Annotated in this window: 14 protein-coding genes; 6 read left to right on the forward strand and 8 right to left on the reverse strand. The window is 59.1% G+C overall.

Translation table 11 applies throughout. The features are described from left to right. Positions 1-2: 2 nt before the first annotated feature. Together CYB_RS02450 and CYB_RS02455 are read right to left on the reverse strand one after the other, a co-directional pair. The gene (locus CYB_RS02450; protein ID WP_011432168.1) at positions 3-1,055 is read right to left on the reverse strand and encodes a CsgG/HfaB family protein; all 1,053 of its coding nucleotides are present in this window, start codon (positions 1,053-1,055) and stop codon (positions 3-5) included. A 446-nt stretch (positions 1,056-1,501) separates the two neighbouring features. Further along, positions 1,502-2,680, reverse strand: coding sequence for an RNA-guided endonuclease InsQ/TnpB family protein (locus tag CYB_RS02455; protein WP_011432169.1), 1,179 nt, complete (start codon positions 2,678-2,680; stop codon positions 1,502-1,504). A gap of 237 nt (positions 2,681-2,917) precedes the next feature. On the opposite strand from CYB_RS02455, the gene proB reads away from it, so the two are divergent. Continuing rightward, positions 2,918-4,033, forward strand: coding sequence for a glutamate 5-kinase (proB, locus tag CYB_RS02460; protein WP_041436197.1), 1,116 nt, complete (start codon positions 2,918-2,920; stop codon positions 4,031-4,033). An 86-nt stretch (positions 4,034-4,119) separates the two neighbouring features. On the opposite strand, the gene raf1 is transcribed toward proB, so the two are convergent. The 4 genes from raf1 to infC all read right to left on the reverse strand — a co-directional run bounded on the left by raf1 (position 4,120) and on the right by infC (position 8,498). Then, positions 4,120-5,223: a RuBisCO accumulation factor 1 gene (raf1, locus tag CYB_RS02465; protein ID WP_011432171.1), complete on the reverse strand. Its 1,104-nt coding sequence runs from the start codon at positions 5,221-5,223 to the stop codon at positions 4,120-4,122. Positions 5,224-5,387: 164 nt separating this feature from the next. Further along, positions 5,388-7,334, reverse strand: coding sequence for a serine/threonine-protein kinase (locus tag CYB_RS02470; RefSeq protein ID WP_238376869.1), 1,947 nt, complete (start codon positions 7,332-7,334; stop codon positions 5,388-5,390). 126 nt (positions 7,335-7,460) lie between these two features. Further along, positions 7,461-7,925, reverse strand: coding sequence for a thioredoxin-dependent thiol peroxidase (gene bcp / locus CYB_RS02475; protein WP_011432174.1), 465 nt, complete (start codon positions 7,923-7,925; stop codon positions 7,461-7,463). Between the two features lie 15 nt (positions 7,926-7,940). After that, the gene (gene infC / locus CYB_RS02480) at positions 7,941-8,498 is read right to left on the reverse strand and encodes a translation initiation factor IF-3 (protein WP_011432175.1); all 558 of its coding nucleotides are present in this window, start codon (positions 8,496-8,498) and stop codon (positions 7,941-7,943) included. A gap of 259 nt (positions 8,499-8,757) precedes the next feature. Here infC and CYB_RS02485 point away from each other — a divergent pair, with 259 nt between their 5' ends. The 4 genes from CYB_RS02485 to CYB_RS02500 all read left to right on the forward strand — a co-directional run bounded on the left by CYB_RS02485 (position 8,758) and on the right by CYB_RS02500 (position 12,745). Continuing rightward, entirely contained in the window at positions 8,758-9,069 is a 312-nt protein-coding gene (locus CYB_RS02485; RefSeq protein WP_011432176.1) for a hypothetical protein, read from the forward strand. 41 nt (positions 9,070-9,110) lie between these two features. After that, a complete protein-coding gene (locus CYB_RS02490; protein ID WP_011432177.1) occupies positions 9,111-10,496 on the forward strand; it encodes an aspartate ammonia-lyase in 1,386 nt (461 codons plus the stop codon). A 40-nt stretch (positions 10,497-10,536) separates the two neighbouring features. Further along, the gene (locus tag CYB_RS02495) at positions 10,537-11,277 is read left to right on the forward strand and encodes a Uma2 family endonuclease (RefSeq protein ID WP_011432178.1); all 741 of its coding nucleotides are present in this window, start codon (positions 10,537-10,539) and stop codon (positions 11,275-11,277) included. A 79-nt stretch (positions 11,278-11,356) separates the two neighbouring features. Further along, positions 11,357-12,745: an MFS transporter gene (locus CYB_RS02500; protein ID WP_011432179.1), complete on the forward strand. Its 1,389-nt coding sequence runs from the start codon at positions 11,357-11,359 to the stop codon at positions 12,743-12,745. A gap of 69 nt (positions 12,746-12,814) precedes the next feature. Here the strand turns inward: CYB_RS02500 and tnpA are convergent, their stop codons facing one another. Beyond that, positions 12,815-13,255 (reverse strand): IS200/IS605-like element ISSoc10 family transposase, encoded by a 441-nt coding sequence (tnpA, locus tag CYB_RS02505; RefSeq protein ID WP_011432180.1) that lies wholly within the window; start codon positions 13,253-13,255, stop codon positions 12,815-12,817. Between the two features lie 57 nt (positions 13,256-13,312). Between tnpA and CYB_RS02510 the strand changes: the two genes are divergently transcribed. Then, positions 13,313-14,557, forward strand: coding sequence for an RNA-guided endonuclease InsQ/TnpB family protein (locus CYB_RS02510; protein WP_011432181.1), 1,245 nt, complete (start codon positions 13,313-13,315; stop codon positions 14,555-14,557). 402 nt (positions 14,558-14,959) lie between these two features. On the opposite strand, the gene CYB_RS02520 is transcribed toward CYB_RS02510, so the two are convergent. Next, positions 14,960-15,421, reverse strand: coding sequence for a hypothetical protein (locus CYB_RS02520; protein ID WP_011432182.1), 462 nt, complete (start codon positions 15,419-15,421; stop codon positions 14,960-14,962). Between the last annotated feature and the right edge of the window lie 109 nt (positions 15,422-15,530).

The following is a 15,530-nucleotide window of genomic DNA, read 5'->3' on the forward strand; positions in this document are numbered from 1 at the left end:
GCTCATTGGACAGGCTTGGCTACATCCCCAACCTTGAAGCCTGCCCCGCTGAGAATGCGTCCCACACTGGAGCTGTCATCCACCTCCGTCAGTTGGACCTGTCCGGCTGGCTCAGTCAATTTGCGCAAGACTGTCCCCGTGGCCGGATCCTTCACCTCGCGGACGACGCGCTCCACAGAAAGAATCAATCCCACCCGATAGCCATCGCGGCTGCCCTTGTTCAGGATCACCTGGTTGCCGTAGACATCCGCCACCAAGGCGTCAACCGTTGGCAGAGAGCGAGGCTGAGCTGCCAAGCGCCCGGCAAAACCGGCCAACTGCTGGGCAATTTGCTCCACCGCTTGTTGGCTTGCCAATACCAACAGCTTCTCTTCGTTGCTGGTGGCGGATCCCCCGCCAAAGCCGGCAACCGTGACCGTGCTATCCGACTGGCTGGCGTTGCCTTTGCCCTCGACCACGGCCAAGATCTCGGCAGTACTGGTGCTCACCAAGCGGGCATTCAGCTGCACGTTGGCATCGGCATCCACTGACTCAGCGCCCACCGCCAGCGGGAAGCTGCCGAAGGGAGTTAAGACCGGTGCCCCACCCCCAGAACGGCGCACAGACACATCAAACTGGGTCACACTGCCGAGGATCACCGCATCGACCCCTAGGATCCGGCCTACCTGAGCAGCGGTGTTGGCATCCAGTCGACCGGATAGACCCAGGTTCTGCTCGGCCAAGATCGCGTCCAGCCGCGAGCGCTCGATGACGGAAAAGGTGCCATCTCTCACCAGCCGATCCACCAACAGGTCGCTCACCCCCCGAGAAGCCTCGCGGAAGCTGTAGGGATTGCTGAGGCTGCTGAAATCAAAGTCCAAGACTGCAATCCGAGGACGGGATGTGGGTTGCGGCGCTTGTCCCACCTGTCTGGGGGCAGAGAGGGTGCAGCGAATGTCTTGGGGAAATTGCTGGCAGAGGGCTGGATTGGCGGATTGGGCCACCACCGGGATCCCTGTCCAGCCTAGGCTTACCAAAGGGATCCCGAACAGCAAAACGGAAGAGAGGTTGCGCATGGTTAAACGATCTCCTAGATCTGGGAAGTGGCCACAGTTACTCTCAGCTTGCACCCAAAAGAGCTTCAGGGCGGTGACCGGTATCACCTGGCAGCTAAGGGCTAAGGATCCTGACGTCGCCTGTTCCCAGAAGATGCCCTACACTCTACCGACTACAAGGTTGTTGAAAAAAGGGATTGAGAAGGTTTGTATAGAAGAGTTGACAAATCTCAACCCTGTTGAGCAAAGGTACTCGCTCTCTGCAATTGACATCCTCCCCGGCCTGAAGGCCGGAGATTCCTACCACGCTACGCATGGATGGCTCCTTGCGCAGTCGTCTCGGCGGGTTCCTGCTTCCGACCGCCCGTGCAGTTCGATCCACAGGCCATCCGGGCTGACACGGGTGGTTCACCCACCCGCATCCCGACCGCAGCGTCGGCCGTGTCCTGCCCTTCGTCTCGCAACAGCTATATCCCGCGAGCAAGGATGTTGATGGCACCGACCAGAAAGGCCTCCGGCCCGCTGCCGCGAAAGGCCTCCGGCCCGCTGCCGCGATCGGCGTTATTCTCATAGCCGCACGCCACGCACTCGAACCAGGCTTGGGTCTGGCGGTTGTCTGATAAAACATGGCCGCAACATGGACAGGTGCGGCTCGGGTTCTGCGGCGGCACGACAATGAGCCTGCCGCCTTTCCAGGCCAGCTTGTACTCCAGCATGCAGCGGAACTCATACCACCCCTGGTCGAGAATGGCTTTGTTTAACGCTGACTTGGCGCGGACGTTCTTCCCAGGAGCATCTGCTGTCCCTGCCGCCAACTTGGACATATTCCGCACCCGCAAGTCCTCGATACACACCATCGCGTGGCTTTTGCTAATCGCGGTCGAGACCTTGTGCAGGAAGTCGCGGCGGGCGTTGGCCATCTGAGAATGAATACGCTGGAGGCGGGCTTTTGCCTTCTTCCAGTTGTTGCTGAACTGGACTTTGCGGGAGAGCGCTTGCTGTGCCTTGCGCAAGCGCGCCTCGTGCCGCTTGAAGCTGTTGAGGGGCGCGTAGAACGTGCCGTCCGAGAGGGTAGCTAAGCGGGCAATACCGACGTCGATGCCGACTACGCCGCCCTTCGGCTTGGGTTGCTCCACCTCGCGCTCGGTCTGGATCGACACGAACCACTTGCCAGCGTGCTTGGATACGGTGACGCTCTTGACCTTGCCCACCACGTCGCGGCTGTTGCGATAACGCAGCCAGCCAAGTTTGGGCAGAAAGATGCGGCTGTTGGCCTGGTCCAGCTGGATTTGCTTGGGCTCGGGATAACGGAAACTGTCCGACCGGCCTTTTTTCTTGAACTTCGGGAAGCCGGCGCGCTGGGCGAAGAAGTGGCTGTAGGCTCGCTCCAAATCCTGGAGCGCCTGTTGCAGCGGATGCACCGGCGCATCCGCCAGCCACGCTGTATCTGCGCTGTGGCGCCACGCGGTGAGCAGCTGGCACAAGCCCGCATAGCCTAGCTTTTTCTGGCCTTGCTCGTGACGCTCCTTCTGCAACGCCAGTGCTTTGTTGTAGACGAACCGGCAGGAGCCAGCAAAGCGGCGCATCTGCCGTTCCTGCTGGCTGTTGGGCAGCAATTCGTACTTGAAGGCTTGAAGTCGTTGCACCGCTCAATCGTATTCTTGGCCTATGCGTGATGACAACGATATTCACATGGCCGGCACTGCGTTTTTAAAGGGCGTCGGCTACGGTCGGCGCTATCCTTCCCTGCCCTGAAGGACGGGGCTTGCCGCGCCTTTTGGTCAATACAGCTGCGTCTTGACTCCGCTATGGTGGCGCTATGGTGAATAGAGGGGTGGGAGGATGGGTTGAGAGCGGCGATGGCAACAACAGACGTGACGGCGATGGCAACAACAGACGTGACGGTGGTGGTGAAGATCGGCACCTCCAGCCTGACAGATACTCAGACCGGCTTGTTGCGTCTTTCGGTGTTGGGGCCGCTGGTGGAGGTGCTGACCCACCTGCGCAGGCAGGGGTATGCGGTGATCTTGGTCTCCTCTGGGGCGGTGGGGGTGGGCTGTGCTCGCCTTGGCTGGCGGCAACGACCGACGGCTATTGCCGAGAAGCAGGCGGTGGCTGCGGTGGGACAGGGGCGGTTGATCCGCCTTTACGATGACCTCTTCTCGGCTCTGAACCAGCCAATTGCCCAAGTGCTGCTCACCCGCGGCGATCTGGTGGAGCGCAGCCGCTACGTGAACGCCAATCGCACTTTTGCCCAACTGCTGCAGATGGGGGTTATTCCCATCGTCAATGAAAACGACACGGTGGCAGTGGAGGAGCTGAAATTCGGCGATAACGACTCGCTTTCGGCGTTAGTGGCCAGCATGGTGCAGGCCAAGTGGCTTATCCTGCTCACCGATGTGGACAAGCTCTATTCGGCTGACCCCAACCGAGATCCCTCTGCCCAGCCCATTGAGCGGGTGTTGCCCGGGATCCCGCTACAGGTGAAGGCCGAAGCCCAGGGGAAAAGCGGCTGGGGCACCGGCGGCATGGCCACCAAACTGACCGCTGCTCAAATTGCTACAGCTGCAGGGGTAACGGTGGTGATCACCAATGGCAAACGGCCTGAGCAGATCCCGGCAATTCTGGCCGGCGAGGCCATCGGCACCCGCTTTGATCCGGCTCCTCAGCCCGCCAGCGCCCGCAAGCGATGGATTGCCTACGGCCTCATCCCCGAGGGATCTTTGACTTTGGATGAGGGGGCGGTACGAGCGGTGTGCGAGCAAGGGCGCTCGCTGTTGCCGGCAGGGATCACAGCCATTTCTGGGGAGTTTGAGGCGGGGGCTGCCGTGCGCCTGTGCGATCCCAGCGGCCAGGAGGTGGCGCGGGGCCTGGTGAACTACAGCGCCGAGGAGCTGCGGCAGATTAAGGGCAAAAAAACCGCCGAGATTCCCCGCATCCTGGGCTACGAAGGGGTTGATACTGCCGTCCACCGGGATAACTTGGCCTTGCTCAATTGAGGCCATGGGTGAGGCCATGGGGGCGAGTCCAGGCGCGGTGCTCTGCACCACTAGCACGAATGGCTACAACGGCGGGATCCCAACGCCTATTCTTCCAACTGCCAGGGATCCTGAGCCAGCACCTCATCGAAAACCCGCGGGGGGCGCACGGCCATCAGCACCTGGCCCAACAGGGGAGAGGAGGGCGAGTCTTCTATCCACTCCACCGCCAGGGATCCGGCCCGATCCACCAGGAAAAATCCCGCCATCTGAGCTCCCTCCCAAACCCGAGCGGCGCGATCGACCACCAGCAAAACCGGATCCTGTTCTTCACCGGCAGGCACCGGCAAACCCAACAGGGATCCCAAAAGCCGGTTTTCCACCTGAAGGATCACCGGATCCCCGGCCTTTTGAATCACCGGCCAAGCAGGCAAGGCCATCCAAGTCTGCTCCGCCGGGCTGTTGACCCAGCCAAAGGGCCCTTGCGGCTCGCTGGGGGGGATCCCTTCCCAGGCGGCAGTTGCAAGAGGCAGGGATCCGGCCACCGGCAGCAGTCGCGGCAGATCTTCTTCCAAGCGAAACACGGACAGCTTGGGCAAAACGCTGCGTTGGGGGCGGGAGCTGGTGGCAATCGTGGACAAGAGCTGCTCCACCTGTCGGCGGGCTGTATCACTGTGGACATACTGAAATGCTCGACCGATAGCGCGAGTTCGCTCCTGCAGATCGCGGGTTTGCTGGGCCGTCCGCCAGGCTTGATAGGCTACCGCATCGCCGGGGTGATCCGTAAACCCTTCCGGAAGCTGTTGGAGCTGGGCATAATTTTTCACGGCGCGGGCGATCTCATGAGCATCAGCGGCATGCAAATGGCGACTGAAGATAAATTCCGCCACCCGAACCCGATCCTGTGGAGAGAGAATGCGCAACTCGTAGAGGATATCGCTACCTTTGTGGGCAAAATGCTCCAGAACTGCTGGGCTGGCTCCTGCTTTGGCTATCCCTTCGTAAACTTGGGCCGCAACGATGATCTGGTTTTGGTGAATGGGCTCAAACCCCGTCGCCTCGAAGATGGCCTGGGGAGTCATTTTCTGTCGTTGCAAAGCTTGACAGGCCTTGGCCCAATCCAGCCACCGGCCCTCTTTGCGGCGCAGCCGCTCTACCAACAAGCTGGGATCCTCCTCCACAGCAGCAGGTTCCGGCAGATACTGACTCATGCTTGTTCTCCAACAGGCTGGACAGATCACCACTCCCCTGGTCCACAGCCCAGCAGAGCTGGCCGGGCATCTGGCCAAACTTGATCTTCAAACTTGATCTTAGGGCTGATAGCGGTTCTGGCCGAGTCCGGTCGCGACAGCGGGACGGAGTCCTTGGCGAAACTCTAGATCGCTGGGTCGCACAGCATCACCTGGGAAGGCTGTCCACTCACCGGCAAGCAGTTCAGATCCAATTGCCAAAGCTGAGACAGGTGAGATTTCTCTGCTTTGGGCACCTGCAGCCAAATCTTGCCCCTTTGGCCCACCTGCAACACCTGTGAGCCGTTAGGCACAGCTACTTGGGCCAAGGGATCCCCTTTTTCACTGTACAGCCAGAGGGAAGTGGATTGCTCGCCCTCTCGACACAGCAGCAGCACGCCCCAAGGGGCCTTGGCCATCTGGACAGGTTGCCCTTTCAAGAACCAGCGGCGCACCCGCAGCGGATTCACCTGCACCGAGTGGAGATAGGGGCAGCAACCTTGCTGGCCTTCCCTTCCCTCATCTGTTGCCGCAAAGAGCAACCGTTCCCCCAGGCTGATCACCCCCCCTTGGGGATCCAAGGGCAGGCGATAGCGAATGGGCTGGGATCCCGTCTGCAGAGACCAACCGGTCGCAACAGTGGGATGGTGTCCCTTGGGATAGGGCAAGAGGCTCATCTCCACCCACTGCTGCCCCACACCTGTCAACAAAACCAGATGCTCCGAGAGGGCCAGCAAGCGGGACAGGGATCCCTGCCAAGGCCAACGAAAATAGCAGCGGGAATCGGGGAAAGGCTGTGTTCCTGTCGATGTGGCCGGCTGCCATTGTACGGCCCCCAACTCTTGGGCGGTGGCCCAGACCAGCTCCTGTCGCTCTGCCAGCCAGGTGGCCTGCCAATCCTCCTCAAAGCTGAGCAAGGTGCGGATGCGGCTGGGGCTGAGGTGCAAAAGGCTGCTTCGGGAGAAGGCCAGGGCTTCCGGGAAGGTGTTCAAGGGCAGCACCGCCCGAATTGGCTCGTCCAGGGAAAAACGGGCCAAAGCAGGGGATCCCAGGGCAAGGTTCTGGAGCTCCAGCCATTCCAGCCTCTGGGGGGTCACCCGCAACAGCAGCGGGGATCTGGAGCCGCTGGGATCCTCGCAGATGCAGAACTTTTGCTCGGCCAGGAACTCCATCCCGCCAGTGTCAACAGAGCCCAGATCCGGCAGATCCCAAACCTGTACCCCAGGGGGCGGCCATCTGGGCAGGCGAGGGCCAACCCAACAACTGGCCGGCTCTTGCCACTCTTGGGCAACCACCGCCAAAGCCGACCGCATTTGGGCAGCAGTGCGGAACCGCCGCAAGGGCAACTTGCGTAGGGCTATCTCCAGCACCTCCCGCAGCGGGGCAGGGATCCCTTCGGGACAGACAAACGGCTGGTTGAGGTGGGCGTGCATCAACTGGCCGGGGGATCCGGAAAAAGGCCGCCGGCCTGTCAACAGCTCCAGCAGGATGATCCCCACCGCGTAGAGATCCGAGGCAGGGCTAAACTGACCGTAGAAGCGCTCGGGAGCCATGTAGGCAGGGGATCCGGTGGCGCTGATCTCATCAGGAAGAGGCTGGGAGTGGCGGGCAATGCCAAAGTCTGTCAGCTTCAGTTGCCAGCCCTGGGGCGTGGGCTTGAGCAGGATGTTCTCGGGCTTGACATCGCAGTGGATCACCCCCTGCCGGTGGGCATGATCTAACCCGGCCAAAATCTGATCCACAAAGCCCAAAACCTGCTTGACCGGCAGCCACAGCCCTTGCTCCACCTGGTCGATCAGCTCCCGCAGCGTGCCTCCCTCGCAGTACTCCAACACCAGGTAGCGACCTTCGCGGGCATGTTCGAGGGCGTAGCAGCGGGTAATGTTGGGGTGGTTCAGGGTGAGCAGATGGCGCAGCTCCCGCAGCAGATTTTGGGTGGGAAAGCGCTCCGCCGGCAGCTCCTTCAGGGCCACCAGGTCTCCTCCTTGACGGGGACGGGCACAGAATACACGCCCGTACTGCCCTTGGCCGGCCAAACCCAACATTTGGTAGCTGTCGTGAATCGACTTGAGGGTACGGCTGCGTCGGGACACGGCCCTAGCCCACGAGGAATCAATACCGGCACTTTACATCTTTTTTTGCTCTTTTCGTTCCCGTCTTGGCTCAGGTTCCAGAACAACGAGCCCAGCAGCAGGTCTGCCGAACTCCCACCGGAAAGCCTAAGAGCCAGTCAACTGCTTGAGCAGCTCCGCTGCGTGGGTTTCCACCTTGACCTTGGTGATAACGGCCTCGATCTTCCCCTCCGGATCAATAACAAAAGTGGTGCGGTGAATGCCGTTGTACTCTTTGCCCATGAACTTTTTCGGCCCATAGACCCCGTAAGCCCTGGCCACCTTGGCCCCCTCATCCACCAACAGGGGGAAGGGCAGTTGCAGCTTCTGGGCAAATTTTTGGTGGGAACGGGCATCGTCGGCGCTCACCCCCAAGATGGCGATGCCGTGGGCTTGATAGTCAGCGTAGGCATCCCGAAAGCCGCAGGCTTCTTGGGTGCAGCCGGGGGTGTTGTCCCGCGGGTAAAAATAGAGCACCACCCGCTGGCCCCGCAACTGGCTCAAGCTGATGGGATTGCCCTCGGCATCGGGCAGGGTGAACTCCGGAGCCGGATCCCCAACGGCAAGGGGCATGGGTGGGATCCCTCCTCAGACCGATTTTTTGGGAGAGAGAATCATCGTGATGTTTCGCCCTTCCTTTTGGGGGGGCTGCTGCATTTCCGCCACTTCTTGTAAGTCTTTGAACAAGCGGTGCAGCAATTCTTCCCCTAACTCGGCGTGCTGGGCCTCACGACCGCGGAACATCACCGTGGCTTTCACCTTGTCTCCATCCCCCAAGAACTGTTGGGCGCTGCGCAGGCGCACGTTGTAGTCGTGCTCGCCGATGTTGTAGCGAAACTTCACTTCCTTGATCTCGGCAGTGTGTTGCTTCTTGCGGGCCTCCCGTTCTTTCTTCTCCTTCTCAAACTTGAACTTGCCGTAGTCCATGATGCGGCAGACGGGCGGGTCGGCCTTTTCGCTCACCAAGACCAAGTCCAGATCTTTTTCTTCTGCCAGGCGCAGGGCTTCGCGCGGGCTCATGATCCCCAACTGAGTGCCGTCGGTATCGATAAGGCGGATTTTGGGGAAGCGGATGCGCTCGTTGATAGCCGGCAGCTCTGCGCGCTGCTTGCGGGGGAAGCGGTCAGGTGGACGCTCTACGGTCAAGTTTTCCTCTCTCAACGAAATAACAACACAAGACAAATGCTAAGTAGGACTAGCCCCCTTCGGAGCAGTGCCGAACCCTGAGTTTGGACTCTCCAATCAAAGTCGGCCACTGGCCCGCAGGCCAAGGCAGGCTGCACCTATACTAACCGGCATTTTCCGTCTCCTTCTAGAGCTATCAAGAGTTGTCAAGGCCCGCTCACTTGGGGATCCTGCCAGATTGGGGCAACAACCGCGGTAGGATACCAAAGTGGCGATCCTGATGGGATCAAAGGTTGTTTGTCGGCCAGCAGGGAGGGCAGAAGCGGTGCAGCTCGGTTTAACGGAACGGGAACTGACAGAGTTGGCCCAAAAGTCGGTTCAGCTCATCCTCAGCCCGCGGGAAGGGGATAGCGAAGCGCTGATCCAGTACAAGTCTTCGGCAGAATTTCGAGCGGGGGTGCATCTGGCCTGTGCGGCCATGGTGTTGGTCTTGGCAGAGAACAACGAGCGCCTCAGCCAGCAGTTGCAGGCTACTTTACAAAACTTATCTGCAGCCGTCGAGACACCCTCAGAGAAGGCTGCCGGAAGCTAGCCCAAGGATCCGCGAACGGGGGAGGAAAAGCCTTGGCTGAGGTGCGCAGCGAACGAGACTCAATGGGGGAGCGGCAACTACCCCAGTCGGTTTACTACGGCATCCAGACCGCCCGTGCCCTGGAGAACTTCCCCATCAGCGGCCTCAAGCCCCTGCCAGAGTATGTGGAGGCCTGCGTGCTGATTAAAAAGGCGGCGGCGGAGGTCAACGGCGAGCTGGGGTGCATTCCGGCAGAGGTGGCCAAGGCGATTGTCCAAGCGGCGGATGAGATCCTCCAGGGATCCCTGCGGGATCAGTTTGTGGTGGATGTGTACCAGGCGGGGGCGGGCACCTCCCACCACATGAACGTCAACGAAGTGCTGGCCAACCGCGCTCTGGAGATCCTGGGGGAGCCCAAGGGCCGCTACGAGCGGGTCAGCCCCAACGACCATGTCAACTACGGCCAGTCCACCAACGATGTCATCCCCACCGCCATTCGTCTGGCTGCCCTGCTGCGGGTGCGACGGGATTTTCTGGGCACGCTGGACAATTTGGTAGCGGCGCTGGAGCAGAAGGCCCAAGAGTTTCGCGGCATCCTCAAGGCCGGTCGCACCCATTTGCAGGATGCGGTGCCGGTGCGGCTGGGGGATAGCTTCGGCGCCTACGCGGCCATCTTTGCCCAACACCGTCGCTGGATTGAGGAGGCCAGCCAGGCCCTGTGCAGCTTGGGGCTGGGGGGAAGCGCCGTCGGCACCGGCCTCAACACTCATCCCCAGTACCGGCAAAAGGTGGTGCAACGGCTGGCAGAGTATACCCAGTTGCCCCTCACCCCTGCTCCCCACCCCATGGCGGCGATGCAGAGCATGGCCCCCTTTGTGCATCTGTCGGGATCCCTGCGCAACCTGGCCCAAGATGGCATCAAGCTGGCCAACGACCTGCGGCTGATGGATTCTGGCCCCAAGACCGGCCTGAAGGAGATCCAACTGCCGCCGGTGCAGCCCGGCTCTTCCATCATGCCTGGCAAGTACAACCCGGTGATAGCCGAGATGTTGAACATGGTCTGTTTCCAGGTGATTGGGCTGGATACCGCCATCACCCTCGCAGCCCAAGCGGGGCAATTTGAGCTCAACGTGATGATGCCCCTGATTGCCTATGACCTCCTGCACAGCCTGCAGATTCTGAACAGCAGCCTGCGGGTCTTTGCCGAGCGCTGTATTCAAGGCATCACCCCCAAACCGGAGCGCTGCCGCGGCTACGCGGAAGGGACGCTGGCTTTGGTGACCGCCCTCAACCCCTACATCGGCTATTTGCAAGCTGCAGAAGTGGCCAAGGCTTCTCTGGAAACCGGCCAGCCCATTCGACAGATTGTTTTGGAGCGCAACCTCATGACCCCAGAGCAGGTGGCGGAAGTGCTGGATCTGGAAGCCATGAGCCAAATGCAGTCCTAACCCATTCGCTACAGTGGAGGCATACTGCTCCTGCCTGGCCATGACCATCGCCCCCTATCGCTGGCCCACCCAGCACGACTTGCCCGATACAGACGACACCCCCTTGGACAACGAGGATCAAGGCCGCCAATACCCCCTCCTCCGGGAACCGCTGCTGCTGCACTGGTCAGATCGGCAAGACTTTTTTGTGGCTTGCAATATGGGCCTTTACTACGCCCTACCCCGGCAGGTCATTGTTCCAGATTTGTTTCTGGTGCTGGGGGTTCCCCGTTGGCGGGATGGCACTGCCCGCAAAAGCTATGTGGTTTGGGATGAAGGGAATATCTTGCCTATTCTCATCTTGGAGATCATCTGCAACGACCAGGGGGAAGAAAAACCCGGACAAGCCAAATTCCAGCTCTACGAAAGGCGGCTGCGGATCCCCTACTACGTCACCTTCGAGCTAGAGACCGATGAGCTGAATGTTTATCAACTCCAGGGCGGACACTATGAGCTGCTCCCCGGCTCAGGCGCTGGAGAACATCCCCCAATTCTGTTGCCCGATTTGGACTTGAGTATCGGTCGGTGGTGGGGATCCTACGAGGGGCGAGAACGCTTTTGGGTGCGCTGGTATGATAGGGCAGGGCAATTGTTGCCTACGGGAGCTGAACTAGAACGGCAGCGGGCTGAATTGGAACGGCAACGGGCTGAATTGGAACGGCAGCGGGCAGAATTGGAACGCTCCCGAGCCGAACGACTGGCCCAGCGGCTACGGGAACTGGGAGAAGACCCTGAATTTTGATCAGCTTTTCCAGGGATCCCCAAAAAAGAAATCTCCACCTACCCCCTACACTGGAATCCTGGCATTCCAGGGGGACATGATGACCAGACAGCGACTCAGTTTGTGGACGAAGCTGGCCTATGGGGTGGGGGATCTGGGCACAGGCATGACGGCCAACATCCTCATCTTTTTCCTGCTGCCCTTTCTCACCAATACCGTTGGCATGTCGGCAGGCCTAGCCGGCAGCATCTACGCCATCACTCGCTTTTGGGATGCCATCAACGATCCCATCATCGGCATTCTCAGCGACCGCACCCGCACCCGTTGGGGCCGTCGCCGCCCCTGGCTGCTGTTTGCAGCCCTCCCCTTTGGCCTCACGTTCCTGGCCCAGTGGTGGATCCCTTTTCCCGGTCGGATTGGCCCCCTGTTTGCCTACTACCTGGCGGTGTCGCTCTTGTTCAATACCTTCTACTCTGCGGCCAATATTCCCTACGCCTCCCTGACAGCGGAGCTGACCCAGGATTACGACGAGCGCACCCAGCTCAACCAATTCCGCTTTGCCTTCTCTGTAGGGGGCAGCATGGTTGCGGTGGTTACCTTTCCGCTCTTGGTCAACCTGCTGCCGGATCGGGCTGCCGGCCATCTGCTGGCCGGAGCCTGTTTTGGAGTGATCTCGGCTGTGCCCTTGCTGATCTGTTTTTGGGGGGTGCGAGAACGGTATCCATCCCAACGGGATCCCATGCCCCTGGTTCAACAACTGCGGGTGGCCTTCAGCAACCGCCCCTACCTGTTTGTCAGCGGCATCTACCTGTGTTCTTGGCTAGCGTTTCAGTTCACAGCCACAATCATCCCTTATTTCATCGTCTTCTGGATGGGCCTGCCGGAGGTGTGGATTTCCTTGGTGGTACTGGCGGTACAGGGGATCGCAGTGCTGACGCTGTTCGGTTGGACCCAACTGAGCACCCATCTGGACAAGCGCACCATGTACCTCATTGGGGCGGGGTTTTGGCTGATCTCGCAGGCGGGCTTGTTTTTCCTCCAGCCCGGCCAGCAGGGGATCATGATTGGGCTGGCTCTGTTGGCCGGCATTGGGGTTTCTGCTACGGCCTATCTCGGCCCTTGGTCGATGTTGCCGGATGTGATCGATCTGGATGAACTACAAACCGGGGAGCGGCGGGAGGGGATCTTCTACGCTTTTATGGTCTTCTTACAAAAGGTGGGCCTGGCGCTGGGACTGTTTTTCGTGGGGCAAGCTCTGGATTGGGCCGGCTTCGTGCCTTCGGTGGCCGGAGAGGCCCTGCCCATCCAGCCGGAATCGGCTTTGTTGGCCATTCGCGTTGCCATTGGCCCCTTACCGGGAGTGGCTTTGATCGGCGGGATCTTGCTGGTGTGGTTCTACCCAATCACCCGGCAGCGTCATCAGCAGATCCTGATGGAATTGGAAGAAAGACGGCAACAATACCACCCCAGCACCGAAAGATCTCCTTAGCTAAACCGCCGAGAAGCCCCGCCCTCTGTCCGTAGGACGTATGGCCTACGGCCCGCTGAAGCGAACGTGCTAGCGGCGCGGAGCGCTTGGGTCGGGATGAGAGGCGGGAGTACCTTGGCTTTCAATGTACTGGCTCAATGCCGAGACTGTTACCCCACCACATGAAGCGATGAAATAAGATTCATTCCACAGCACATTTTTCCGGTATATCTTGCTGATGTAATCCGCAAACTCGCTTCTCATCCTGCGACTAGAGACGGATTTGATGTTGTTTACCAATTTGGACAGATCCACCTGCGGGTAGTACTGGAACAGCAGATGAACATGGTCTGCCTCGCCGTTGAACTCAATAAGTTTGCAACCCCACTTTTGGCAAAGGTCATACATAACTTCATGTAATCGCTGCAGCATTTCGCTGGTAAATACCTTGCGACGGTACTTGGTGGTTAAGACCAAGTGCGCCTTCAAATCAGATACAGCTCTGCCGCTGGAAACAAAATCATGCTTCATGGTCGCTAATCCCTGCTGGCGCTATAATCAGTGTAGCGGTTTCTGAGTACGCTTAAGATGAGGACTGCCTATCAGTACCGCCTGCGGCCTACGCCCAGTCAAGTTGTCCTGATGGAGCAATGGCTGGAGCTGTTGCGCAAGCAGTACAACTATCGGTTGGCAGAGCGGCTTAACTGGTGGGAACAAAACCGCTGTAATATAAACGCCTGCCCCTTAATCTGTCATTTGCCTGAGCTGAAAGACAGGCCGGATGTCTACTCCCAAAAACGAGACTTGGTGAATACCAAAGTAAGGTTCCCCGAATACCAAGCAATCCATTCGCAAGTCCTGCAAAACTGCATAGAGCGGGTGCACAAAGCATTCGACCGCTGGCTGAAAGGCGACCGTAACGGCAAGAGGGCAGGAAGGCCGAGATTCAAAGGGGCGGGCCGGTATCGTTCCTTCACCTTTCCCCAGATGAAGCAGGACTGCATTCAAGGGAAGTTTATTCATCTGCCCAAAATCGGAGCAATTAAGCTGATTCAGCACCGTCCGTTGCCTGACGGGTTTGTTATCAAGACTGCCACCATCACCCGTAAGGCTGATGGATGGTATGTGACATTAAGCCTGCAAGATGCGTCCGTCCCCGAGTTTGCTCCTGAGCCTGCAACACTGGAGAACACGATAGGGATCGACATGGGGCTGGACTCCTTTTTGGTGACTGATACAGGGGAGTCCGTCCCAGTGCCCCAGTATTACCGCCGCGCCCAAAAGCGCCTGGAGAGGCTGCAGCGGTCATTATCCCGTAAGCAGAAAGGGTCAAACCGCCGCAAGAAAGCCTTAGGGCGAGTGGCTAAGGCACACCTCAAGGTGGCCAATCAGCGTAAAGATTTCCACTACAAAGTAGCCAAGAAGCTAGTAAGCAAAGGGAAGCATATTGCGTATGAGGCGCTCAACACCAAAGGTATTGCGAGAACCCGACTAGCGAAATCCATCTATGACGCTGGGTGGGGGCAATTCCTGCAAATTCTCGCAGTCAAGGCTGAAAGAGCTGGGCTGAGGGCGATTGCAGTGGATCCAAGAGGCACGAGCCAAGACTGTTCTCAGTGCGGTCAAAAAGTACCGAAAACCATTCGAGACAGATGGCATTCTTGCCCGCATTGTGGACTGGAACTAGGCCGAGACCACAACGCGGCGATAAACATCAAATACAGAGCGGTGGGGCATCCCGTTCTCAAAGCTCAGGAAACGTCCTTCACAGGAGTCACTGAGAAGCCCGCACTCTTTCGCTTTAGCGGCGCGGAGCGCTTTGCGTCAGCATGAGTGCGGGAGTATGTCACACCGCAAAATAGGCTACGGTTTCTAGCGGCAGAGCAACTGGCGCAATTGCGGGGGTTTTGATCTTCGGCCCAGGCTACTCCTCTCTCAGGGGCCTGCAGGATTACCTCATCAATGGCCTGAAAAAATGGCCTGAAAATCGATCGCTCCTTCATCTCGCGCTTGGGGCCGAATGGAGAAAATGCCGAGACCATTGCCTAATCATCACCTTGGCCCGCAGCCTGGGAATGGATGTCACTGCCGAGGGGATCGAAACCCTACAGCGACTGCACCAATGAGGCTGTTGAACTGCGAGTATGGCCAGGGCTATTTCTTCGCCAAACCTCTCTAGGATGCAGAGCAAATGCTGCGGTTGCAACTGGACAAGAGGTGAAGGGATCCCTGCCCTCAGTCTAGGATGATGCGCAGGCCGCTACCCGAGGGAGTCGCCGGTTCAGGGTTGGGCACAATCCGCAGCCCACTGCCGGAGGGCCGGATCACTGTGTTGTCAGCATTTACGAAGAAGGTGTTGGATTGGCCGTCCCGCTCATACACTACCACGTCGTTGCGGTTGAACCGGGAGCGACAGATGATGGGGGAGTTGTCGGCAGCAGTAGCCGCACTGCAGCGGTAGCCAGGGGCAGAGACGATCTTGCCTTCTTCATCGATGGAAAAAGGAACTGCAGAGGGCAAGATTGGAGAAAAGACCGGCTGGTCGGGATTGAGGATCACCGAGCCACCTGTGCTGGGTTCTACAACGATCCCTCGCCCGTCGATGACAATCCGCTGCGCTTGGGCGGGAGAGATGGCCAACGGGCCCAAGAGCAAAACCAGGCTCAGGCCGAGTTTGAAGGGGAAAAGCGGGTTCATCGGACATCTCCTTTTGCCAAGGGCCATGACAGCTTCCAGGGATCCGCCAACGATCCTTGCAGGGGATGGATCCCTGGCTCAACTTAACTTGATCTTGGCCCAGATGTCG

Source organism: Synechococcus sp. JA-2-3B'a(2-13) (assembly GCF_000013225.1).
Taxonomy (GTDB): Bacteria; Cyanobacteriota; Cyanobacteriia; order Thermostichales; family Thermostichaceae; genus Thermostichus.

Bases quoted from the DNA above. Each gene is read 5' to 3' on its own strand.
- raf1 (WP_011432171.1), bottom strand. From the start codon at position 5,223: ATGAGTCAGTATCTGCCGGAACCTGCTGCTGTGGAGGAGGATCCCAGC.
- CYB_RS02485 (WP_011432176.1), top strand. From the start codon at position 8,758: ATGGGATCAAAGGTTGTTTGTCGGCCAGCAGGGAGGGCAGAAGCGGTG.
- CYB_RS02495 (WP_011432178.1), top strand. From the start codon at position 10,537: ATGACCATCGCCCCCTATCGCTGGCCCACCCAGCACGACTTGCCCGAT.
- bcp (WP_011432174.1), bottom strand. From the start codon at position 7,925: ATGCCCCTTGCCGTTGGGGATCCGGCTCCGGAGTTCACCCTGCCCGAT.
- proB (WP_041436197.1), top strand. From the start codon at position 2,918: ATGGCAACAACAGACGTGACGGTGGTGGTGAAGATCGGCACCTCCAGC.
- CYB_RS02500 (WP_011432179.1), top strand. From the start codon at position 11,357: ATGACCAGACAGCGACTCAGTTTGTGGACGAAGCTGGCCTATGGGGTG.
- CYB_RS02520 (WP_011432182.1), bottom strand. From the start codon at position 15,421: ATGAACCCGCTTTTCCCCTTCAAACTCGGCCTGAGCCTGGTTTTGCTC.
- tnpA (WP_011432180.1), bottom strand. From the start codon at position 13,255: ATGAAGCATGATTTTGTTTCCAGCGGCAGAGCTGTATCTGATTTGAAG.
- CYB_RS02450 (WP_011432168.1), bottom strand. From the start codon at position 1,055: ATGCGCAACCTCTCTTCCGTTTTGCTGTTCGGGATCCCTTTGGTAAGC.
- CYB_RS02510 (WP_011432181.1), top strand. From the start codon at position 13,313: ATGAGGACTGCCTATCAGTACCGCCTGCGGCCTACGCCCAGTCAAGTT.